This window comes from Aporhodopirellula sallentina SM41 (assembly GCF_000346505.1).
Classification (GTDB): domain Bacteria; phylum Planctomycetota; class Planctomycetia; order Pirellulales; family Pirellulaceae; genus Rhodopirellula; species Rhodopirellula sallentina.
Genome location: NZ_ANOH01000107.1, coordinates 19,907 through 39,350, shown reverse-complemented (window position 1 = coordinate 39,350; position 19,444 = coordinate 19,907). Strand labels below are relative to the sequence as shown.

13 protein-coding genes are annotated in these 19,444 nt (G+C 54.8%); 4 read left to right on the top strand and 9 right to left on the bottom strand.

Annotation, left to right across the window (positions count from 1 at the left end; all coding sequences use genetic code 11):
• The 7 genes from RSSM_RS06355 to RSSM_RS06320 all read right to left on the bottom strand — a co-directional run.
• Nucleotides 1-1,166 (bottom strand): sulfatase (locus RSSM_RS06355; protein ID WP_008675779.1); only part of this gene is annotated, 1,166 nt, incomplete at its 3' end.
• 3 nt (nt 1,167-1,169) lie between these two features.
• The gene (locus RSSM_RS06350; protein ID WP_236620985.1) at nt 1,170-2,588 is read right to left on the bottom strand and encodes a sulfatase; all 1,419 of its coding nucleotides are present in this window, start codon (nt 2,586-2,588) and stop codon (nt 1,170-1,172) included.
• A 161-nt stretch (nt 2,589-2,749) separates the two neighbouring features.
• Complete coding sequence (locus RSSM_RS06345; protein WP_044301388.1) at nt 2,750-4,111, bottom strand: FecR domain-containing protein; 1,362 nt, start codon at nt 4,109-4,111, stop codon at nt 2,750-2,752.
• Nucleotides 4,053-4,622, bottom strand: coding sequence for an RNA polymerase sigma factor (locus tag RSSM_RS06340; RefSeq protein WP_236620984.1), 570 nt, complete (start codon nt 4,620-4,622; stop codon nt 4,053-4,055). The genes RSSM_RS06345 and RSSM_RS06340 overlap by 59 nt, the downstream gene beginning before the upstream one ends.
• Nucleotides 4,623-4,636: 14 nt before the next feature.
• Nucleotides 4,637-4,834, bottom strand: a complete 198-nt coding sequence (locus RSSM_RS06335) for a hypothetical protein (RefSeq protein ID WP_044301385.1) — start codon at nt 4,832-4,834, stop codon at nt 4,637-4,639.
• A 197-nt stretch (nt 4,835-5,031) separates the two neighbouring features.
• Nucleotides 5,032-6,252 carry a DUF1559 domain-containing protein gene (locus RSSM_RS06330; RefSeq protein ID WP_008675773.1) on the bottom strand — a complete coding sequence of 407 codons (1,221 nt, stop codon included), beginning with the start codon at nt 6,250-6,252 and terminating at the stop codon, nt 5,032-5,034.
• Between the two features lie 1,275 nt (nt 6,253-7,527).
• Nucleotides 7,528-10,791 (bottom strand): PAS domain S-box protein, encoded by a 3,264-nt coding sequence (locus RSSM_RS06320; RefSeq protein ID WP_008675771.1) that lies wholly within the window; start codon nt 10,789-10,791, stop codon nt 7,528-7,530.
• Between the two features lie 405 nt (nt 10,792-11,196).
• Between RSSM_RS06320 and RSSM_RS06315 the strand changes: the two genes are divergently transcribed.
• Entirely contained in the window at nt 11,197-11,742 is a 546-nt protein-coding gene (locus RSSM_RS06315) for a DUF421 domain-containing protein (protein ID WP_044301400.1), read from the top strand.
• Between the two features lie 165 nt (nt 11,743-11,907).
• Here the strand turns inward: RSSM_RS06315 and RSSM_RS06310 are convergent, their stop codons facing one another.
• A complete protein-coding gene (locus RSSM_RS06310; RefSeq protein WP_044301383.1) occupies nt 11,908-13,128 on the bottom strand; it encodes a DUF1559 domain-containing protein in 1,221 nt (406 codons plus the stop codon).
• 1,073 nt (nt 13,129-14,201) lie between these two features.
• On the opposite strand from RSSM_RS06310, the gene RSSM_RS06305 reads away from it, so the two are divergent.
• Complete coding sequence (locus RSSM_RS06305; RefSeq protein ID WP_236620983.1) at nt 14,202-15,662, top strand: di-heme oxidoredictase family protein; 1,461 nt, start codon at nt 14,202-14,204, stop codon at nt 15,660-15,662.
• 515 nt (nt 15,663-16,177) lie between these two features.
• Entirely contained in the window at nt 16,178-17,122 is a 945-nt protein-coding gene (locus RSSM_RS06300) for a cytochrome-c peroxidase (protein ID WP_201767185.1), read from the top strand.
• Between the two features lie 44 nt (nt 17,123-17,166).
• Here RSSM_RS06300 and yegS read toward each other — a convergent pair whose 3' ends face one another.
• Nucleotides 17,167-18,060: a lipid kinase YegS gene (gene yegS / locus RSSM_RS06295; RefSeq protein WP_008675764.1), complete on the bottom strand. Its 894-nt coding sequence runs from the start codon at nt 18,058-18,060 to the stop codon at nt 17,167-17,169.
• 291 nt (nt 18,061-18,351) lie between these two features.
• On the opposite strand from yegS, the gene RSSM_RS06290 reads away from it, so the two are divergent.
• Nucleotides 18,352-19,392, top strand: a complete 1,041-nt coding sequence (locus RSSM_RS06290) for a nucleoside hydrolase (protein ID WP_008675762.1) — start codon at nt 18,352-18,354, stop codon at nt 19,390-19,392.
• The last annotated feature ends 52 nt before the right edge of the window (nt 19,393-19,444 follow it).

Sequence of the window (19,444 nt, the reverse complement as noted above, 5' to 3'; positions counted from 1 at the left end):
CCAGGAAGGTCTGGGCTTGCGATGATCAATGGAGTTCGAGTCGATTGCTCGTAATTGGTGTGTTTGCCCCAAAGTTGCTTGTCGCCGAGGTGGAATCCGTGATCACCCCAAAGCACGATGATCGTGTCTTCCTGCATGCCGGTCTCTTTCAGCTTCGCTATCAAGCGACCGATCTGAGCGTCGACATAGGACACGCAGGCGAGATAGCCGTGGATGAGTTCTCTCTGGGTGGCTGATGAGATGGGGCCGGTCTTTGGCACACCACTGTAGGTGCGGGCTTCTACGTATTTGGTTTCAGCGCACTTCGGCGCGTCTTGAGGATATCGCTGGTAGGCAGCGAGTTCGAGGGTCTCGCGATCGTAGAGGTCCCAGTACTTCTTCGGAGCGACAAAGGGAAGGTGTGGTTTGACAAAACCGATCGCCAGAAAGAATGGCTTGCTCGAGTTCTTGAGCGATTCCAATTGTTCGATTCCGCGATTGGCGATCGCACCGTCTTGGTAGGCGTCGTCGGGAACGTCATAGCATTCCACGGCCGGACCACCGCCGTGATCACGTACGTATTGCTGCAGCTTTTTGTGTTTAAGACCTAATTCTGAACCTCTGTTTTTTTGGTCGGCTACGAGATCTTCCAAGGCAGGGTTGTGATAGCGACCGCTGATGATCGGCCCACCGACTTTCGCGTTATAGGGATTTCGTCCGAAGAAATGGGTCCAAGACGCTGCGTCCTGTGGTCCGTTCCAGTCGCCGTCCAGATTGCGTGGGTCGAATATTTTACCGGTCCCAATGGTGACATAGCCATTGTTTTTGAAGTGCTGTGGCAGTGTGACCAGGTCAGGAAATCGCGGACGAAACCTGTATCGTTCCGGGCCCATTCCATAGATGCCGAGCGTGTCGGGATAGTAACCGGTCAGTAGGCTCATGCGAGATGGGCCGCACAACGCCTGTTGGCAGTGTGCGTTTTGGAAGACCATTCCGGATGCGGCAAGCGCATCGATGTTGGGTGAGTGAACGTGTTCGTGTCCGTAGCAATTCAGCAGCGGTTTGAGATCGTCCACCGCAATGAACAACACGTTTTTTTGCTTGGCCTGGACCGGATAGGCGGCGAAAGCAGCGAGCACCAGCAACAGCCATCGTTTCCACACGGCTGTTTTGAGTAGAGGCATCATGGTTTATCTGTTAGTTAGGTTGCGATTGGGGGAGTCTGCATCCCTGACATTGTCCAACGCTTTGCCGGAAAGCACTTTCGGCGCCTCCGATTTCGGTAGCCATTTTTCGGCAAGGTCACGCTTCATTGGTTCGTGTTCTGGGTTGCTCGCTAGATTGGTCCATTCATTGGGATCTCTTGTGTGGTCGTAGAGTTCTTCAGTGCCGTCGAAATAGCGGGTGTAGCGCCAGTTCTTCGTTCGCAAGGTGTAGTTGCCACGCCCCCAAGTGGTCATCGCCGGTCGGTCGATCGGTTTTTTGGGGTCTTTCAACCACGGCACCAAGCTGATTCCGTCCACGTATTCCGGCGGTGTAAGGCCGGTTAGGTCACACAATGTTCGATAAACATTGATGAGTCCAACCGGTTCAGAACATCGTTTCCCGTTGCCATCCTGGCCTCGCGGGTCCCAGATAATGAACGGGACCCTGGTGGATTCTTCCCACAGTGAAAATTTGGTGTAGGACCTTTTTTCACCGAGGTGGAATCCGTGGTCCGACCAGAGAACCACGATGGTATTGTCGAGGTACGTGCTTTCTTCGAGCGCTGTCATCACGCGACCGATGTTGTCATCGGTAAAAGAAATGCACGACAGATAACCACGGCGGACTTCGTTCCAACAGTCATGCTGCCCAAAGCGGTCGACGACGGATTGGAATGCCATCGACTGGCCAACCGGGGGAATGTCTTCCAGGTCAGACTGTGTCATTGGCGGTGGTGCAATCTCGTCGGGGAAGCGGTCGTAGTTTTCTTCCGGTGTGATGAATTCGATGTGAGGACGAATGAACCCAACGGCGAGAAAGAAGGGCTTTTCGTGCTGCTTCTGCAGGAAACTGACCGCATGGGAAGCAGTCCGGTGGTCAACAAAATGGTCGAGCGGGTTGGTTGCCGCGCAAACTCTCAAATATCGATTCTTCCTGTCTTTGTTGTCCGCCATGAACCCTTTTCCATCGGCTCCTTTGATTTTGATATCGCCGAAGGAAGCGTATTCGTCCCAGGTTTCGTCTTCTTCATAGGTGTTGTCAGGGTTGTGAAACACCTTGGTCACTCCACAGGTGGTGTAACCGTTTTCTTTGAAATGACGGGGAAGGTTTGTGTAGCGATCGAGCACCTTCCGATCGACTTGTTTCAGTTTGTAAAACGGATAAAGCCCTGATTTATGGGGCTCGACTCCCAGGAGTAACGCGTTGCGACTGGGAGAGCATCCCGGCGCGGTGCAATGTGCGTTGGTGAACGTAACGCCTTTCGCAGCCAGCCTGTCCATGTGCGGTGTCTTTGCGTCAGGGTGACCGCCGAGAAATCCGCACCAGTCGTTCATGTCATCGATGCAGATCATCAAGACGTTGGGGCGTTCTTGTTGGGCGTCAGCGACAGATGTCGATAACAAGCAGCCTGCCAATGATATGGCGATGGTGTATTTTGAAATCACTTCGGTAGGCTTCCGAGAATAGATCGGATGGGGGCGCGACATTGATGCTGTTTAGGCAATCACATGTCTTGGTTGATGGTATTGAAGAGTCCGCAATTTATGCGGGCGACCTTTGAATGCTATTGCTTCAAAGTGAACTCAAGTTTCGGTTCGCTGGCTTCCGGATGCGGAACACCCGCAAAGGCATGACAGGGAACGTCGTTGGTCTTGAGTGGGAGGTTCTGTCGTTCGATGACGAAGGTGACTTCGGTACCTTCGCGTTCTGTCAGGAATTGAAGCAGCCTCTTGTTGCTGATTGCAAAGCTTCCTTGCTGTTGACTTCGCGGCACGTCAAAGGTTCCGAGGATCACACCGTCGTCGGGACTGGGAGAGTCTTGCCAACGACATTCGACGTCCCAGCCAGCCTTGTCCGGGTTCGTGATTCCGTAGATCGCATATCGATTCAGTTCCGGTAGGCTACTGAATAAACCGTAGGGAAAGGGGACAAGGTTAAGGCGAAGTAGGACGGAATCGACCTCGTCGAAGTCAACGTTCGAGAGATCGAAGGCGAAAAATGACCGTCGATCCCATTGCTTCTTCAGTAGGCGGTTCACGGTCAAGTATTTCGGATGGATGAAGTCGCGTCGGTCATTGCGGATTGCAGTTCCTTCACGCCCGCCGGTACCGACAATCAACGTTTGGGGACCGGGGGCAGGGCCGAGTTCCGGCTCTGTCGGTCTTCCTTCGACGAGTTCGTTCGACTCAACCGTGATCGCCTTGCCTACTCCGCGCAGACGCGTGTTTTCACCGGTTGATGCAACGTAGACAGAAATTTCACCGTCTAGGACTTTGAAACTGGAGCTATTCTTAGACGGGTCGACGCTCACCGAAAACTCGGTGCCGTGGTCAACCGCGTAGCCATTCGGGGTTTCCATGATGAAACCGATGGCGGACTTTGGAACGTCGATTCTCGCCCTGCCGGACAAGATTCTGCCTCGCATTGGCGAAATCAGTTCCAGGCGGGCCGGCCCTTGGATGGAAACGTCAACGCCGGATCGGAATTGGATGGTCGCCATTCCTGTCTTCAGATCTAGAAGACCTGCGGCGAGATCTGATCCCGTGGTGGTGGGGAGGGCACTTTCCCAGGACGCATTTTCTCCTGAGATCAACGTCGCGACCGGTGACGCAGCGAAGAAACGAGGCACCAACACGATCGCCAACAGGATCGACGCTGCCAATCCCGCTTGAACGGCAAGGAATATCCACCTCGATTTCATCCACCCCGGCGAAGCAATCGCAGCGGCGGATTTTAAGCGAAACTCCGGATTGGGGGCATTCTGACCGTGTTCGTGAATCAAACCTGTCAGCAATCGAACGTCGTTGAATTGCTTCACTCGCTCGTGGCAGCCGCTCAGTTCATAGCCGAGTCTTTCGAGTTCATCCTCATTGAGTACACCCTCGAGGTAGCGCGTTGTCAGTTGTTGAAATTCTTCTTCTGTCATAGTGGGATGTCTCCTCGTTCCACGCACCCAAACGGTCTTGAACACATGCGCCCAACGTGCTGTAAATTCGGTGCAACGTTTTGTAAATCGTGTCCGGGGTGCGTCCCAGTTTTTCCGCTACTTCGATGCCACTCAATCCTTCGGAGAACCGAAGCCGAACCACGTCGCGACAGTGAACGGTTAGATTGGAGAGGCATTGGTGGAGAGCGTCGACACGCAAGCTAATTTCGTCGGCGTCACGGTACTCGAGATCCGCATCCACCAAATCCAAAATCGACTCGTCTAGGAGAGATGGTCGATAATTTTGTCGGCGGATGAACTCATAGCAGCGGCGACGGAGAACCTTCCATGACCAGTCACGCAGGTGACGCGGGCCTTCAAAGACGTTCTCGTTTTCGAAGACCTTCACCAGCATGTCCTGGTAGGCATCTTCGGCTAGTTGAGACTGACGCAAGATCGACCAAGCAAGCGCGACTTGCTTGGTTCTCTCTTGCATCAGAATGCTGAGCATTTCACTTCGGTCCATCATCGTTGCTTGGGTGCCGACTTCATTTCTTTAGCAGCCTGTTGAGCCGCTTTTTTATCGCGAGCATCTCGCTCGGCTTGAATGTTGGCTGCTGTTTGCAGGTCCATGATGACCTTGGGCTCTGAACTACCACTGCAGCCGACTGCAGGGATGAAAAGTGTGCAAGCAATGACGCCGCTGATTGCGAACCTTCGCATTGGAATTCCTGGTTTTGGATGCGCTCGCTATTGAGCTCTGCGCAGTGATGGGGAGGGGAATGTTTGGGTGAGTAGATGCCGCTCGTTCGCTGTGATCTGCCTCGCTGCTCGATAATCCGATCAGCAGCAATCGCCACGGCCGGCAACGCTAGATACCCAAGAAGACATCCAGCGTGAATGGTTAGTTGAGTTCGGTGTTAGAACTCGGAGTCGATGACTTCTCTCGACGCACGAGTCCCGAGAGCTCCCCACAACCCGAATGGGCTCTGAGCACCCGCATTGGATGGTGCCGAATTAATGGCACGAACGGTCTTGGCGGACTGGTTGCCGGCGTCGATGGAGTCGGTGATGAACTTCACGGCTCCGTCACCCATCAGTACGTGGGCTCCGCCTTGATGGCGACTGCCGGCAGAAGCCAAGGCTTCCATTTGCACGGACTTCAGCGAGTTCGCCTTTTGGTTGTTGTCGACGCAGAACTCACGGTTCGGAGGGAGGATTGCTTGGAAGCCAGTGTGAAGCAAGTAACCTGAGGCCCATTGGAAGCCGCGTGCCCGGTCAGGAGCCGACGCGTTTTGCAGGTCACTGTTGACGCTGGGATCCCAGAATTGGGGGCGTTCGGGATCGCGGAACTGTTCGCAATAGCTAGGGTTATTCATGACAGCGGCCCATGCCTTTTTGCCGATGTGAGGCTGCGTACGAACATCGTTGTCCCCGAGGTCGGTCGGGATTTCACCACACATGAGCGTGTTGGATAGTCCGTCGAGAACGTCACGAAACTTGGTTCGTTCCATTGGCACGAACATCCCCCGTTGAGATGCACGCAGTCTTTCGGTGCGCGAGCTATCGGGAGGTGTCAGGTTCCAGTCGTAGGCTCCTGAATTGATCTTTTCAATTGCATCGCCCATGCACGCGGCATAGTTCGTTCTTCCGTTCGCTGGCAACCCTGTGCCAGGATCGCTCGGGCAGCGGAATGCTGGGATCTCAGTCACCCAAGGAACAAACGTTGCTTGATTCGGAGTTGGTCCCATGGGTGGGTAGTAGTTCGGCGCAACCGGAAGAGTTGGGTCGCCGTTGCTGATGTGTTCCCAAAGCGCGGTTTGCTCGATGAAAGGCATCAGCCCCACCAAGAAACTCAGTTGAAGCCGATTGTCTATGTTGGAACTCGCGTAGTGACCACCCAGGTAACCACCACCGTCGGTACCGCCACGTTGCACGGGCAGTTGGTTGTATGCCGAGTGATAGTTGTGGAGCGCGAGTCCAATTTGCTTGAAGTTGTTGCCGCAACTCATGCGGCGTGCTGCTTCGCGTGCAGCCTGAACGGCTGGAAGAAGCAAGCCTACTAATACTCCGATGATCGCAATCACCACGAGTAGCTCAACGAGCGTGAATCCATACTTCTTTCGAGAGTCTCTTAACACAATCTACCTCTTTTGTTCATTGAAATCATAGGGTTATTGGACAAGCACAAAGCCCGATTGGAATACCGAGATAAGCTCGTCAAGCAATAGGTGCCGTCTCAATTACCGAAGGAGTCGGAGCAGAAAACCTACCGCACTCGTCTACATGCGCGACGTGAAAGCACTGGACAATGAATTCAATCATTTCTTGGAAAAATTTGACTGGGCTGGTTTGGACAGGAAAAGCAGCGCGGGGAAGTGTAGTGCGAGTCGAGAAATCTCGTTAGTGGCTGCCGCATCGATTCGATCACTGTTGATGAAGCGAGCGGGCGGTTCGGTGGATGGAGTGCCATAAAACATGCAACTAGCGAGTCTTACGGATCAGTCGCGGTATATGAATTTTGGGTTAATCGCTGTTGTGTGATTGCGACGTTCATTTTTGCTGCGCCAAGCAGACGGAGACTGATGTCGGCAACGGAGGGGGGAGAGGGCTTGGCTGAGTTACGCGAACGGATGATGTCAATGACGTGCATTCACGCGGCGATTTCCAATTATGCATGGCAAGCGGCGCGCGGGATATTCAATGCGTTGCGAGCTTTTGTTCGGCCATTGTTCACTGCCGATACAATACCGTCCTTGCATTGTCACTTGGGATAACTTCAGAACTTGGAGACGCGTTTGGGCTCTTTATCCCAAGTGAACGATCCTGTTTTGTCTCTCTCGAATGGCCACCGTCGTAGTTGTTTGCGGTGGTAGTTGCCAGGCAGAAGATGATACACGGACAGGTGTATTCTTCTGTGTTTATGAACGACCTTGGAAATGATGTGTCGATGTCGCGAGGCTTCTGAGCGCTGTATGCAAAGGATTTCAGATGCAATGATCGGACACGTCAGATACTAAAAACACAAGCGTAGCGAAACTCGCCAAGAGCTTCGGCAGGCCACGCGAATCGCCGAATGTCTTTGAGGTTTGTTGATTAAATGGGAAGCGTCGAGGTTGATGATAGGGTGTTGACGCGATGCAAAAACGAGTGTTTTGTGTGATCCCTTGCTTGCGCGGCGGGCTAGTGGATTAGCAGCCCGCCGGGAGTTTCGGCAGGTTAGGGGAATCGCCGAAAGTCTTGGCGACTTTCGCTACGGGGTGTAATCCTTGTATAAGATGGTGTTGGGGCGATGGGGGCTTCGCGGCCTTAAAAGTCGAATCATGGTCGCTGTTTTAAATGTGATGCTGTTGTATTGATACGCAACGGAACCGGACGTGAATGCGCCAATTGATGTCGATATATATTGAAGGCTGTCACGCGTTTTTTTCTGCGACGATCTCTTTGAAGACCGTTTGTAGCATTTGTATGCTGGCTGGTTTTACGAGGTGATGGTCGAAGCCTGCGGCGTAGGCGTTCTTGATGTCTTCGGGCTGACCGTTTCCTGTCATCGCAATTAAGGTTGTTTTTGAGGATTCCTTTAAGGGTAAGAGCGCGGCAGCGACTTCGTAGCCGGAATGACCGGGCATGCAAATGTCGGAGAAAACAACGTCAGGTTGGGTCTCCCTGGCAACCTGAATGCCTTCCTCCGCACCGAGTGCCATCTGTGCTTCGTGTCCGAGGACGCCGATAAGTTTCACCAGCATCGTGGCAACTGCTCGAACGTCGTCGATCACGACAACACTCAGCGTTGTCTCCGGCGGTGTGCAGTTCACCTGCTCGCGATCGCCCTCTGTTTCGTCGGAGATTGGGAGGCGAACGACGAAACGACTGCCGGCGCCTTCGTAGGTTTGGTCCAGAATGACGGCGCCGTCGTGAAAGCCGACGAGTTGTTGCACGAGTGTGAGTCCGATCCCAAGGCCGCCTTGGCTTCGTGTGACCGAGCTCTCCACTTGGGTGAACATTTCGAAGATTCCCTCGGCATCTTCGGGAGAGATTCCAACACCGTTGTCTGCGATTGAGACTTCGATGAAGTCGTCCACCCGTGCACATTGCAGTTCAATCACGCCACCGGTTGGTGTGTATTTGCAGGCGTTGTTCAGGATGTTTGTAAACACCTGCGCGAGACGCACACGATCCCCTGTCACGGTCAGGCCATCTCCGGGAGTTAGGTTCACGTGAAGCTGATGCCCGCGAGCGTCGCAGGAGGGCCGGACTGACGCGACTGACGTTTGTAGGATGTCCACGATGGACACACACTCTTTTTGAAGCTGGATCTTGCCTCGCGTGATCCTGGAAAGATCCATGAGGTCGTCGATCAGCCGCACGAGTTGAGACGACTGTCCTTGCAGTATTTCCGCAATCTCTGCGACTTCGATGGGATTGTCTTTACACAGCGGTAGCAGTTCAGCCGCGTTGCTGATCGGAGCCAAGGGGTTTCGAAGTTCATGAGCGAGCACAGCCAAAAACTCATTCTTGCGAGCGTCCATTTCGGATAGCTGTTCTGCTCGTTGTCGAAGTTCTCGCTCGAGTTCCTTTTTCGCGGAGATGTCGACCATCACACCTCGAAGATGGTTGGGCTTCCCTTCATCATCCGAAGCGACATAGACAATGTCTCGAAGCCAAACGGTGTGTCCGTCTTGGGTTACCGCACGATATTCAAAGTCATGGTCTCGGCATTCGCGCGTTGCATTCTGGCACAGTGCGACGGAATGTTCGCGATCATCCGGGTGGATGATATTTGGCCAAAAGCTGGGATCCGAAAGCCAGCGTTCGATCGGGTAGCCGAGGATCTGCTCGGCACGCTGGCTTACGAAATTGAATTCCCATGTATTGGCGTCCGCTTCCCAAACGATGGCGTCGAGGCCATTGACCAGGCTACGGTACTTTTCTTTCGCCAATTCGGCATCACGTCGTGCTTGAATCTCGTTCTGAACTAGGTTCTCACGTTGCTGTTCGGCTCTGACCGACTCGGTGATATCACGTGAGATGGCGAGGATCTGTTCCGGTTCACCGTCCTCGCCGCGAATGGGCGTTACGACGACATCCCACCAACGATCGAGCTTTGACCTGCGGGTTGGGCGAATGCCACGAAACCTTCCTGAGCGACCGGCAACCGCTTCGGCGATCGCGTTCGCTGCCCGTTCCCGATCCTCTCCTTGCCAGAAATCAACCCATGGCGTGCCGACCAATTCCTCAACATTGTCGATCTCGTGAAGCAAAGCTCCAACGGGGTTCATCGAAACCAGGCAACCTTGCAAGTCGAGAATCTTGATGCTGTCTTGACTGCTCGCCAGAATCTGTTTTGCCTGTTGTTCGCTCCGGTAGCGTGCAGCTTCCAGTTCTCGAATCTTCGTGACATCCGTGAACGTTGTGATCGCCCTGGCTTGCTTGCCGTGCGCATCGGTGACGAGTTTGGAGCTCGTCAATATTCGTCGGCGGGTTCCATCTTCTTGTTCGAAGAGGATGTCTTCGTTCGAGACTGCTTCACCGTGACGGATGGTACGTTCGGTCGGCCACTCTTCCGGTCGATAGCGTGTGCCGTCTGCGTGATAACCCACTGATGAAGCCAACGCGTCCGAACTGCCTCCCGCAGAGACATGCCGACCAACCAGTTCATGGGCATGCTCGTTGATTGACAGAACGTTGCGGCTTTGTGCATCGGCCACGATGACACCGGCGGGCAACTGGTTGAGCACCGCGCTGGTCAACGAAGTTTCTTCTTGCAGCTTGCTGAGCAGTTCGTCGCGTTCGGTATCTGCTCGAACTTGGTCGGAAATGTCATCGAACATCAACAGCATTCGACCGGCTTCGCCCTCGAAGCCTCGGAGAGGGGCGGCCGCGAGTTTGACGTGAACGACCGTTCCATCGCGACGCACTCGATAGGTTGAAAGGCCAATGGTTGATTCACCTTTGGCGATCGTTTCACGAATGGTTTGGCACTCGCCTTCTTTTTCCGGCGGGACAATTGCCAATGCCTCACCGAGAACTTCGTCCGAGGTGTAACCGAACATCTGTTCGGCCGATTGGTTCCAAAGATGCACGCGTGTGTCGCTGTCCATCACGCAGACCGCGAGTGGCGACTGTTCGATGATGACGGCGAGGAGTTGTTGCTGCTCGCGTTCCCGTGCGGAGATCGTTACCAGTTCAATCTCCGACTCGACGGACGATGCCAACTCAGCGAGGATTTCGATCTCCGCGTCTTTCCACTCTCGAGGTACGGAATCGAACACGCAAAGAGAACCAAGCACGTGGCCATCGGCAGTTCGGATGGGGATGCCGGCGTAGGCTCTCACTCCAAATTCCGCCACCGCGGGGTTGTCCGCGACCCGGAGGTCCGTTGTGGCGTCAGCGACAATGAACGGTTCATCGCACAGGACGGCTTGGCGACAAAAGGAATAGGTCAGAGGGCTTTCACGTCGCGATGCCCATGGTTCAGGCAAGCCAATGCAGCTTTTAAAAAATTGACGGTCTTCGTCGACGAGGGTGACCACCGAGGCCGGGCATTTCAGCAGCCTCGACGCGAGACGGGTTAGCCGATCGAACGCTGCGTCCGGCGGGCTATCAAGCAATTTCGTTGCTCGAAGGCTGGTCAAACGGTTCGGATCAGAAACGCGATCGACGCTCTGATGATCGGCCATAACGTGTCTCACAATACGGATGGGGCGCAACGGGCGGCGAAATGATAGCGGATCTAATGACTATCGGCAGGATCCACGGCAGCCCGCGACAAGCGTCTTTTCGCGATTGTCTGCGTGGATGCCGCGACAAGATATCGTGACCCCCTTCGAGCTTCCTAGAGCACGGTCCACCGTTTGGAGCTGTCAAGCGAAGTGATCGCTACTGGCGAAAGTTCGACGTTCTCGATGGAGGTTTCGTCGGAGCCCATACGCCGCGTTGGTGGTCGTCTGTGCAGGGTCTGGCGCGGCGGTCACCAAGGCAGGTTTGCGCTGCGAGAGTCGATCTCCCGAATGGCACAGGATTTGTTCACCAAGTTGAGCGAGATCTCCACAACCGGATCATTCGGGAAAGAAAAAGGAACTGTCATGAAGGAATCAATCGATACTTGGTTCAATAGCGTCGACCGAATCGAAAGTGTCGCGATTGCGTCAGTTTACTTCTATCTGTTCGTGATCTTGGTCGTTCGAGTTTCTGGAAAACGATTGACCAGTCAGATGAACAATTTCGACTGGATCGTCAACATCGCAATCGGAAGCCTCGTCGGGTCTGGAATTTTGTTGAAAGACGTTTCTATCACTGATGCGACCATCGCAATCGCAATTCTGGCTTCGCTGCAGTGGTTGACCACGTACCTCGTGTTGCGAAGCTCGATTTTTCGACAGGTGGTCAAACCGAAGCCGGCGTTGCTGACTCACAAAGGTCAGTTCGTTACCGAGAACATGCAACGAGAACGGATCTCTGAATCAGAAGTGATCGCCAAGTTACGCGAGAAGGGATTCACATCTCTTGACGAAGCGAATTGGGTGGTCATCGAAACCGATGGCAGCTTGACCGTTATCCCGCAGGGGGCCATGACATTCGGTGAAGCGAAGTTATTGAGTGATGTCTCTGCGCCGGACTGGGTGGACTAACCGTTGATCAGGCATGCTTGATCACGCAGGCTGTTTGATTCAACTCAGGCTGATTCGGGAAAGAAAACGGCAGCCTGTTTGCTTGGTCCGTTAACGAGAAAAGCCCTGAAAGAGTTTGAAGTCTTTCAGGGCTTTGTGTGATGCGATGGCAGTAGTGTGGACGGATTAGAATTCTCCGTCGATCACTTCCTTACCGCCACGAGTTCCCAGGGCACCCCACAATCCGTATGGACTCGCGGCACCCGGAGCAGGTGCACCGGCTGCGCTGGATCCGACCGGAGGTGAGGTTTGCGTACCGGCCTCGATGCTTTCGGTGACGAAACGAACGGCACCGTCACCCATCAGGATGTGACATCCGCCTTGATGGCGACTGCCCATGGAATTGATACCCTGAGAGTTAGTGGTTCCGGTGAAGCAAGAGATGCTGTTGGGTGGGAGGATGGTGTATACCGACGTGTGGGCTCCGCGGAACATGGCCCATCGGTAACCTTTCGAGCCACCGTCTTGTTGGACCACGGCGCTGTTGGGAAGACCGCTGCCGAGATAGAACTGAGGTCGGGCTGGGTCGATGTAGAGATCGTTGCACCAGCTCGGGTTGTCCATCAGTGGCATCCCCTGCCCCGCGTTCAAGTGACGTACAAAGTCCGAGTTGATTTCGCCAGTTCCCAAACTGGTAGCTTGCTCGCCCATTGCGATCGTGTTTGCCAGGCCATCGACAACGTCGCGGAACTTGGTAGCGGTGCGTACCCAGAAGAAACCACGGTTCGTCGTGCGGGCGACGGCGGCGATGGAGCTGTTGTTGGCGTTGGTGAAGTCGCTGTCATCGGCTGCTTCGCGGCTGTCTGTTTTGCCGCTGTTTTCCCAGTCCCATGCGCCGACTCGGTTCTTGCCGCCACTGTGAACCAGGTACAACGCATCGCCAACGCTAAACCCGTAGTTGGTTCGGCCTGCCGATGGCAATCCGACGCCGGGATCGCTCGGGCAACGCAGTGTAGGGATTTCGGTATCCCAAGGACCGAACGATTGATCCGGTGCAATTCCCATCGGCTGGATACCGTTGGCGGGGTTTTTGATTTGTTCCCACAAAGCCTGCTGTTCCATGAAAGGAAGCATGCCTGGGAATCCGCTGAGCATGTATCGGTTGCTGCTGTTGCTGGCCGGAGCGGTGGTGCCGGTTCCGTGTTGTGGAATCTGATTGAACGCACTGTGGTAATTATGCAGTGCCAAGCCGAGTTGTTTGAAGTTATTGCTGCAGCTCATTCGTCGTGCTGCTTCTCGCGCTGCTTGGACTGCAGGAAGCAATAATCCAACCAACACACCAATGATGGCGATCACCACGAGCAACTCCACCAAAGTGAAACCGCTATTAACTTTTTTCCTAGACATCTACTTTCTCAAATTAAGGTCGAATCGAAACGAGCGGAATTGCTCTACGTCGTGCGGTCGTCTTCATGGTGTTCAGAACGTGTTGACTCAACTCGTGGGGCGAAGGTCAAAACGTGTGAACTCGAGTGACGACTCATCACACTGCCGAGTGACTATAGATGCGAGCAGAAAGATTCGATTGCGATATATCGTTGCATCATTGTGCCGGTGCGCACAACGAAGTTAGTGAACGTTTCAATCACCGAAAACCGCTGCTTAGCGGTGGTCTCGTTTGCATTGTCAGATCGCGGAGGCTTGCCCCTTTTGAGCGTGTGCTGATGTCGATGGTGAGGTGCCCGTAGTGAGGGGAGACAGGTTGGGTTTATGGAGAGGTAACGGTGGGGAATCTCACAAAATGCATCGTTGTGTCGCGCAAGAATTTCTTAGTGCGAAAAATGCTGCTTTTTCAAAAGGGGTCACGCACTATTGGAGTGTTTTTGGTGTTTTGTGCGCGGTAGTGTTGGATCGCGGTGATTCAAGCACGAGAGGAAAATGGGGGTGCCTTTCTTGTTCGCGGTCCTGTTCGCATGATCGAGCATGGCACGGTGCAGCGAGGCGTCGGGGGGGAGTTGTCAGGGGGAGACACCGTTCCCCGAGGGCGTTTCCCGTCGTGACCGTGCTCGGGGCGGGCGTTGCATTTTCGGATGCCTTCCGCCCTTTCTTTATGTGGGGATTTGCAAGCCGCTTTTGCGCTTTTCTTTTCAATGAATGCCGGGGGATGTTCGATGGGTTGCAGGCACCGGTTTGGGGTGGGTGGAACGGTTATTTTCTGGTTTGCCGTGCCTTGCATCGCGTCTGCACAGGATCCAGGTGTCGGCCGGGAGTTGTTCGAGCGGGAATGGGAGTTTGTGGAGCGGGCCCCGGCGATCGAACAATCTGATTTCATACGCCCCATGCCACATCGAGAGCAGTTTGGGGATCGAGGGCGCAGGCATGGGCGACAGCGAGGTCCCCACCCGCGGCGTCACGACCGGGGTGGCGATCCGGCGTCGATGTTTCCCGCCGATAGGTCATTGTTCCCCGCCGATGTGGCAATGTTTCCTGCCGATGGGTTTCCTGCCGATGGATTGGGGCCGCTGTACAACGCGGTCTCTTGTGCCGCATGTCATCCAAGTGGTGGTGCGTCGGGAGTGGAGCACAACGTGACCACGCTCACCATTGACCCTCGCTCGCCGCTGCTCAATGATCCGGCGGGACGAGGTGATCGAGGGGCTGCGTTGGGTTCCGTGTTGGATCTCTTTCCAGGATTGGTGTCTGCGAATACGTTGGATTTGCACACGGTTGTGCATGACCATTCGACGCGTCCTGGTTATGACGCGATTCGCCAGCGTTTGGAGTTTGGTGTGACCGAGGGGATCGCTCCGGAATGGTTCAGTCCGAAGGAGCGAACCGCCGAGGCGCTTGCGAAGCGCCCGGTGATTGCCGGCCGATCCGCATCGATCGACTACTACCTCAGTCAACGCAATACGCCGCCGCTCTATGGCATGGGGGATATCGAAAAGATCTCTGCGGGGCAATTGAGAACGCTGGCTCTAACGCAATCTCGCGCGTCCGGTGGGCGGGTGACCGGGCGAGTCGCCGGGAAGTATGGATGGCGGGGACAAGTCGAAACGTTGGCCGGATTTGTGGTGGGAGCCTGTGCGACGGAGTTGGGACTCAATGTGGGCGAGGTCGCCCGGCAGGCCGCTGATCCCGCTGACCCTCGTTATCGCAGTTTGGCTCCCGACATCTCGCCAACGCAGGTCGCGGACTTGACCCGATATGTCGCTGAATTGCCAGCACCGCCCAAGCAGGTGTTGTCATCGGAAGAACGCAAAAGGGTGCGGCGAGGTGAGATCATTTTCAATGCCGTAGGATGTTCGGTTTGTCACGTTCGCGACTTGCGCCCCGCGAGTGGGATCTACAGTGATTTGTTATTGCACGACATGGGTAAGGAGCTGCAAGATCCGTTGCCGGCGCCGATGTTGGAACTGACCGGGTTTCAATCGGCAGAGCCGACAAGTGCCTATCAACACCAATATGGCCGAGGAAGTGCATCCTCTTACGGTTCGGGAAGGCGTTCAAAACGCGGAAACTCGCGAAGCAATGGTGGGAGACCGGGGCCGAAGGAGATGGGGCCGAATGAGTTGGGCCGGAATGAGTTGGGCCGGAATGAGTTGGGCACGATGGTCTCGACAGTGATGCCCGCGGCGGTTGCATTGGACTATCCCGATCAGCCGCAGTTTCCATGGGGGAGTGTCACGCATGCGGATCTGCAGGGGAAAGCTCGAAATTCTTGGGACGCGTTGCAGCGAGAATGGAAGACACCTCCTCTATGGGGCGTCGCGGATTCTGCACCCTATCTGCACGACGGGCGTGCGAAAACGTTGACCGATGCGATCGAGTGGCACGGGGGTGAGGCGGCACACGCCAAGCGAAAGTTTGTAAACCTCAGCGATGGCCAAACGGAACTGCTGCTCGAATTTCTAAACAGCTTGAAGGCGCCATCGGAGTAGTTTTCGCGATCTGCAATCTTTTTCGCGCTACGGTCGACGATGGAATCTCGAAAGTGGTGTGTGTGTCGATTTGCGAGAGCCTCGCGATCGTTGGGGGGCTTCTATTCGTGGCTGGCCATGCTCACGCGTTGTCTGCTCACGTGCTTATCTATTCGCGTGAAAACCTTGCGTGAAAACCTTGCGCGAAAACACTGCTTGAAAACACCGCGGGGAGCGTTCGAGCGTGACGTGCGTCAACCTGCCGCACTGCTGAAATGTGGACATGTCGGGATGTGACGATATAAGTATTGTTGTCGTGTGTGTTTCAACAGCAGGTGGTGTTTGAGATGCAATCGCTCGAAGGGCCTGAGGTGTGCAGTTGCTGTATGAAGCGTGCACGTTGCCCTCGCTTTTTGTTTTCCTCTCCGCGAATTGTCAAAACGATGAAACCGTTTCCTGGGAAGTTATGCATCTGTTGTGTGGTCTTGTTCGCCGTTGCAATTGGGGTGCGAAGGTCAAATGCTCAAGACTTGGCCGTGCTTCCGACCTCTGCGGCGCAGTCTGGTGACACGTCCGAGAAGATTGAACTCGGCAAGATGCTGTACTTTGATCCTCGACTCTCCCGTACAGGGACGGTTTCATGCAACACGTGCCATAATTTGATGGAGGGTGGCGATGATGCTCGCGCGACCTCCATGGGAGTCGACGGTTTAACGGGGCCACGAAACGCGCCAACGGTGTGGAATTCGGTGTTCCAAGGATCTCAGTTTTGGGACGGTCGGGCACCAACGCTCGAAGAGCAAGCCAAAGGTCCGATGGTCGCGGATGTCGAGATGGGCATGGTGGGCCACGATCAAGTGCTCAGCAGGATTGAAAAGATCCCTGGTTACGTCACGGCCTTTCGCGACGTTTTCGGGCCGCATGATCCTGTCTCGATCACGAACGCCGTCGAAGCGATTGCTGCGTTCGAACGTACTTTGATCACACCTAACGCGCCACTGGATCGCTATCTCGGTGGAGACGAAAACGCGCTGAGTGACGCGCAGATTCGCGGCATGGAGTTGTTTGAGTCTGTCGGCTGCACGGAATGTCACTACGGACCGGCGTTGAACGGTTGGGAGCCGGGTGACGATGCGGAGTTTCTCGACTTTCCTCGTTTCACCGAGTCTGAACTGATCGAGAAGTATGACTTGGTTTCCGATAAGGGGCGATCTGCCTCGTCAGGAGATCCGGGCGACGACCATTACTTCAAAGTCCCTACGCTGCGTAACATCACGGTGACGGCACCCTACTTTCACAACGGTCAGGTCGAGACTCTCGCGGACGCGATTCGGGTGATGGCGATCACCCAAGTCGATGAAGAGTTGACTGATCAACAGGTGGCCGATCTCGAGTCATTCATGAAATCGCTCGAAGGACGTTTCCCTGAAATCGTCTTGCCACGTTTGCCAACCAAATCCGGAGCAACGGTTGTTCGCTGAACGCGTTATTCGGGGAACACGCTGTCCACTGAGTCGGTCGCACGCTAAGGTCCGGTGTCGAGCATCGGACAGTTCGGAGGCAAGATGAGTTGCACCGCGTTGGGTTGAACCTCGAAGCGGATTTTGTTGGTGCGAATGGGTTCTCCGTCGAGGTTGATGGGCATTGTCGTTTCGGACTCCCACTCAACCCAAGGTGCTTTAAATCGTTTGACGTAGATTCCGCTGACATCCGGAGTCATGAGTTCGTCGAGGACTTGCTTGGCGCTCGACGGCGGGAAGTCTAGCAGTCCGACCACGTCCAACATGCCATCGTTGATCCGCGCCGAAGGAGCCATTTGTTGGCCACCCCCGGCTTGGGCGCCGTTGCAAACCGCTCCCACAACAACTTTGCCAGGAATGCTCTCGCCGGGCACGCGAATTTCTCCGTCGTAGGGTTCGAAGTGGAGTGCCTGTACTAAACCGGAAAGCGTGTATGCTCCACCACCAAGAAAGTTTTTGAGGGGGATCGGAGTGTTGGCGGTAACCTGGGCACCGAATCCACCGCTGGCAATGTTGATGAAGTACTCATTGTTCGCGGCAACGGCATCGATCCAGTGGGCATCACCATGTTGGGCGAGACGAAGTGCTTCGAATGAGTCGATTGGGATGTCACAGCTCGTCGCAAAATCGTTCGCGGTGCCGAGAGGTAGGATGCCCAACTGCGGTCTTTGATCTGGTGGTTGTCGCAGGATGGCGTCAACAACTTCTTTGACCGATCCGTCTCCACCGCCAATGACAAGCCGCGAGCAACCTTCTGCGATCGCTTCGGCCACCAGTCGTAGAACGTCTCCGGCTTCCCAGGTGACACGCACCTGCACTGGAAATTCGTTGCGGGCACGTTCAATAGCGGAACGCACGCTCGCGAGACCCGCCTTTTTGCCGTTCAAGATAACTCGCATAAGACTTTCGACGGGAGGCTCAAGGGGTGATTCGCGGGCGACCGGGCAACGTTACTCTCGAGGCCAACGTCACTGTATCGACGAACACTGATCGTTCGAATCGGGCGATTGTGGTGTCACATTTTGAACGATTGATCAGGTGGGCACAACTCGGCGCAAGATAGGTCATTCATTTCGGAAAAGAGAACCATCGATCGGCTATGCTGTTCCCCGGTTTCCATTTGCGAATCCGAGTGAAGGCTTGGGTCTTTGCTCCCCTTCCATCTCTCCCCACCTGCCTTGGTTGTTGTCATGCCTCGAACGAAACGTTTATTCGCGATACTGGTGTTTTGGGTTGTTGCTGTTATTGGGAAAAGTGTTGCGGTTCAGGCCGATCCGCCGGTTCCACTGATCTTTGACACGGACCTTGGTAACGACGTTGATGACGTGCTCGCGATGGGCGTGATTCATGCGCTGCAATCCCGGGGGGAATGCGAATTGTTGGCCGTCACGATTACCAAGGACCATGAGTTGGCCGCTCCATTCGCGGATGCGATCAACACCTTCTATGGTCGAGGCGACATTCCCATTGGTGTTTGCCATAGTGGTGTGACCCCTCATGAGGGAAGCTTCAACGGTTTGGCCGAAGTGCAGGATGAGGAAGAGGATCGTTTTCCGCATGATTTGCGGCGCGGTAGCGATGTTCCTGACGCGATCGAGGTTCTTCGCCAAGCACTCTCCGACGCGAAAGACAACAGCGTCGTGATCGCGCAGGTTGGCTTCTCGACAAACCTCGCTGATTTGTTGGACGCTCCCGCTGACGATGTCAGTCCGTTGACAGGCCGCGAGCTAATCGAGAAGAAAGTGAAAATGATCAGCGTGATGGCCGGGACCTTCACGAAGATCAGAAACGACCAGGGAGTGTTGTACGATCACAAGGAGTACAACGTCATCAAGGATTTACAGTCGGCGCAGAAGCTGTCGAAGGAATGGCCGACGCCAATACTTTGGAGCGGGTACGAGATCGGAATTGCTCTGCGTTATCCGCATCAAAGTATTGAGCAAGACTACGGGTATGTGATGCATCATCCGCTCTCGGAAGCATACGTTGCCTACAAACCACCACCACACGACCGGCCCACATGGGATTTGACATGCGTTTTACAGTTGGTGCGGCCTGACCGAGATTATTTCGGTTTGTCGCCACGGGGGACGGTTAGGGTTGCCAGCGATGGGGTCACCGGGTTCGAAGAAGACGCCAGTGGTCGCGATCGGTATCTCATGCTGAGTGAACCGCAAGCGGTTCGTACTCTGGAGGCACTGCAGATGCTCGCGAGCCAACCTCCTCATTGACGCCGTGCTTGGTGATCGAATGGCCACTTTCGTCGATGGTGTTTTGGCTGGC

Coding starts and splice junctions, on each gene's coding strand:
- RSSM_RS06340 (WP_236620984.1), bottom strand. CDS start 4,622: ATGCTCAGCATTCTGATGCAAGAGAGAACCAAGCAAGTCGCGCTTGCT.
- RSSM_RS06290 (WP_008675762.1), top strand. CDS start 18,352: ATGCCTCGAACGAAACGTTTATTCGCGATACTGGTGTTTTGGGTTGTT.
- RSSM_RS06310 (WP_044301383.1), bottom strand. CDS start 13,128: ATGTCTAGGAAAAAAGTTAATAGCGGTTTCACTTTGGTGGAGTTGCTC.
- RSSM_RS06320 (WP_008675771.1), bottom strand. CDS start 10,791: ATGGCCGATCATCAGAGCGTCGATCGCGTTTCTGATCCGAACCGTTTG.
- yegS (WP_008675764.1), bottom strand. CDS start 18,060: ATGCGAGTTATCTTGAACGGCAAAAAGGCGGGTCTCGCGAGCGTGCGT.
- RSSM_RS06315 (WP_044301400.1), top strand. CDS start 11,197: ATGAAGGAATCAATCGATACTTGGTTCAATAGCGTCGACCGAATCGAA.
- RSSM_RS06305 (WP_236620983.1), top strand. CDS start 14,202: ATGTTTCCTGCCGATGGGTTTCCTGCCGATGGATTGGGGCCGCTGTAC.
- RSSM_RS06335 (WP_044301385.1), bottom strand. CDS start 4,834: ATGCGAAGGTTCGCAATCAGCGGCGTCATTGCTTGCACACTTTTCATC.
- RSSM_RS06345 (WP_044301388.1), bottom strand. CDS start 4,111: ATGACAGAAGAAGAATTTCAACAACTGACAACGCGCTACCTCGAGGGT.